This is a genomic window from Mesorhizobium sp. M4A.F.Ca.ET.090.04.2.1 (assembly GCF_003999085.1).
GTDB lineage: Bacteria > Pseudomonadota > Alphaproteobacteria > Rhizobiales > Rhizobiaceae > Mesorhizobium.
Window position 1 is genome coordinate 1 of sequence record NZ_RZOT01000656.1, and the last position, 2,934, is coordinate 2,934.

Here is a 2,934-nt window from a genome sequence, read left to right on the forward strand (position 1 = left end):
GCCCTGTTTGCTTGTTTGCCGGCGATTATAGGAGCGCGGCGGGCAAGCGGCATGGAAAATTGCAACCCAATGTTTCCACCCGGCGCCCGGAAACATTGGGAAACAAATCTCCCTTTTGCGGAAACCTTCAGCAACGCGCCGAAGCAAAGCGGCAAAAGACGCTTCCTATCCTCCAGCGATCCGAAGCATGCAGGAAAGGATTACGTCATGCGAAGCAGACTTTTTGCGCTCGGCCTGTTCTCGGTCGCGGCCATTCATCCCGTGCTGGCGGCGCAGCCGGATGCGCCCGGTGACCAGCCGCCGATGCTGGCGCAGCCGGACGGCGCGGACCGGGGGCCAATGCCCTGGCCCGGCCCACATGGGCCGATGCGGCACGGACCGGACGGCTTCGGTCCGGAAGGCCACGGTCCGCAGCGCTTTGGTGAACGCCGGATGGGACCGCCGCCGGAATTCATGCTCGCGGCCCGGCTTTCCGCGCTTGAGACCAAGATCGGTGTGCGATCCGAGCAGCTCGACGCTTGGCGCGACTATACCAGCGCCCTGCAGGCGGTGCTGGCGCCACCGCGGCCCGACCATGGTCCGGGCGGCACCGGCGGGCGCGGCCCCGATGCGGCAGGCAACGGTCCCGCCGGCAAGCCTGAGGCCCGCGATCCCTTCGCCTTCCAGGAGAAGCTGGCCGACGACGTGACGCAGCACGCCATCGCGGCAGCCAGGCTCAAGGACGCGATCTCAGCGCTCCGCACCAAGCTGACGCCCGAGCAGCTCGAGATCCTCGCTTCGGCGGAACGACCTCACGGCCCTCCCCCCGGTCCCTGGGGCAATCCGCCGGACGATGCAGCCGGCCCCGGAGGTCTGCCTGGCGGCGGACAGCTTCCGCCACCCCTACCCCGGAATGGCGAACAACTCTGACCGGCTGCACCGGCCGGCCCGCTGACCCACCCGTTCACGGGCCGGCCGGTTCTGCAGGCGGCAGACTGCAGTCATTGAAAAACGAAAGCACGACAATTGTGGGAAGCCCTGATGATGCTGCGGCTGATCGCCTCCATCGGCCCAGGCCTGCCGATCGGCCACCGCGCCCGCTCCACGCCATTGGTCCTGCCGGCGGAGACGCTCAAGGGCGCGATCCGGCTGAGCTTCGCCGCCTACCGCCTATCGCTTCCGCTCTCCGACCCTTCAAGCAGCAAGAATCATGACCAGAAAATTGCGTAAGAGGCATCTCCTCCTGCTGGCCGCATTGGTTGCGCTCGCCGCCGTCGTGGCGCTGAAAGCCTATGGCCGCGGCGCGCCCGAACCAGCGGCGCGGACGGCCGCTCAGGCCGCCACGCTGACCGTTTCCGTCGAGGTGGTCCGCTCCGAGGCGATCACGGCTTCCGTCAGCGCCACCGCCACGGTCGCCGCCTGGCAGGAAGCGACGATTGGAGCGGAGGAGAGCGGCTTGCGCCTGACCGACGTGCTGGTTGCCGAAGGCGATCATGTGAAGGCGGGCGATGTCGTGGCCCGGCTGGATGACTCGCTGCTCAAAGCCCAGCTCGCGGAGCAGAAGGCAGCGGTCGCGGAGGCGCAGGCGACGCTTGAATCCGCGAAATCGGCAGCCGCCCGCGCCGACAAACTCTTGGCCAGCAACGCCGTCAGCGCCGAGACTGCAGAGGAGAAGACAACCGCCGTCAAGACCGGCAAGGCTGGGGTCGACCAGGCGCAAGCCGCCACTGAGCGGCTGCAGGCCGAGCTCGACCGCACCACCATCCGTGCGCCGTTCGATGGCATCGTCTCCAGCAAGCCGGCGGTCGCCGGGTCGATCGTCCAGGCCGGAACCGAACTGATGAAGATCATCCGCGACGGCAGGCTGGAGGTCGGCGTGCTTGTGCCCGAGAAGGACCTGGCGGCGATCTCCGTTGGGCAGGCCGCCGACGTTGTCGACGCCTCCGGCCGCCACTTTGCCGGCAGCGTTTCCTCGATCGCCGAAACGGTCAACACCACCACGCGGCTCGCCACCGTCTATGTCTCGCTCGGCGAAGCCTCCCGCCTGAAGCCGGGCATGTTCGCCCGCGTCTCGATCGCGACCGCCGCCTCGCAACGGCTGAGCGTCGCCGAAGCCGCGCTTGTCTGGCATGACGGCAAGCCGGCTGTCTTCGTCGTCGACGCTGCCGACAAGGTCAGCGCGCGTCTCGTCACGACCGGCACGCGCCAGAGCGGCCGTGTCGCCATCGAAAGCGGTCTCTCCGAAGGCGATCATGTCGTGGTCGCCGGCGCCGGCTTCCTCTCGGACGGCAATCTGGTGCGCGTCGCCTCCGCCGTGGCCGACGCCGGCGCTGCCGCGGGCTCGACGGGGAGCGCGCAATGAACGCCATTTCTTCCTGGTCGATCCGCAACCCGGTTCCGACCATCGTGCTCTTCCTGTCGCTTACCATCGCCGGCCTCTACGGCTTCATGCAGCTGCGCACCAACAACATGCCCGACATCGACCTGCCGACCGTCACCGTGACTGTGGCGCAGCCGGGCGCGGCTCCGAGCGAGATGGAAGTTCAGGTCGCGCGGGTGATCGAGAATGCCGTGGCGACACTGGAAGGCGTCGACGATGTCTCGACCTCGATCAGCGAGGGCTCGTCCGTCACCACGGTCGAGTTCACCCTCGGCACCGATCCGGAGACTGCCACCAACGACGTCCGCAACGCGGTCTCGGGCGTGCAGTCCAGCCTGCCGGCCGCCGCCCAGACACCGGTCGTGGCCAAGGTCAACGCCAACGGCAATTCGGTGCTGACCTATGTCGTCGAGGCGCCGACCATGTCGCCCGATCAACTGAGCTGGTACATTGACAACGACGTGGCCAAGGCCCTGCTCGGCGTCGACGGCGTCTCCAAGATCACCCGCTCCGGCGGCGTCGACCGTGTCATCCGCGTCGAGCTCGATCCCGACCGCCTGGCCGCGCTCGGCATC

Annotated in this window: 4 protein-coding genes; all 4 read left to right on the forward strand. The window is 68.0% G+C overall.

Annotation, left to right across the window (positions count from 1 at the left end; all coding sequences use genetic code 11):
• The first annotated feature begins 207 nt into the window (after nt 1-207).
• Nucleotides 208-909: a hypothetical protein gene (locus EN781_RS29850; protein WP_126054240.1), complete on the forward strand. Its 702-nt coding sequence runs from the start codon at nt 208-210 to the stop codon at nt 907-909.
• Nucleotides 910-1,020: 111 nt separating this feature from the next.
• The gene (locus EN781_RS29855; protein ID WP_245455453.1) at nt 1,021-1,209 is read left to right on the forward strand and encodes a hypothetical protein; all 189 of its coding nucleotides are present in this window, start codon (nt 1,021-1,023) and stop codon (nt 1,207-1,209) included.
• Nucleotides 1,190-2,341, forward strand: coding sequence for an efflux RND transporter periplasmic adaptor subunit (locus EN781_RS29860; RefSeq protein WP_126054238.1), 1,152 nt, complete (start codon nt 1,190-1,192; stop codon nt 2,339-2,341). Before EN781_RS29855 ends, EN781_RS29860 begins: the two co-directional genes overlap by 20 nt.
• A partial coding sequence (locus EN781_RS29865; RefSeq protein WP_145965707.1) for an efflux RND transporter permease subunit occupies nt 2,338-2,934 on the forward strand: 597 nt, incomplete at its 3' end. The genes EN781_RS29860 and EN781_RS29865, both read left to right, overlap by 4 nt.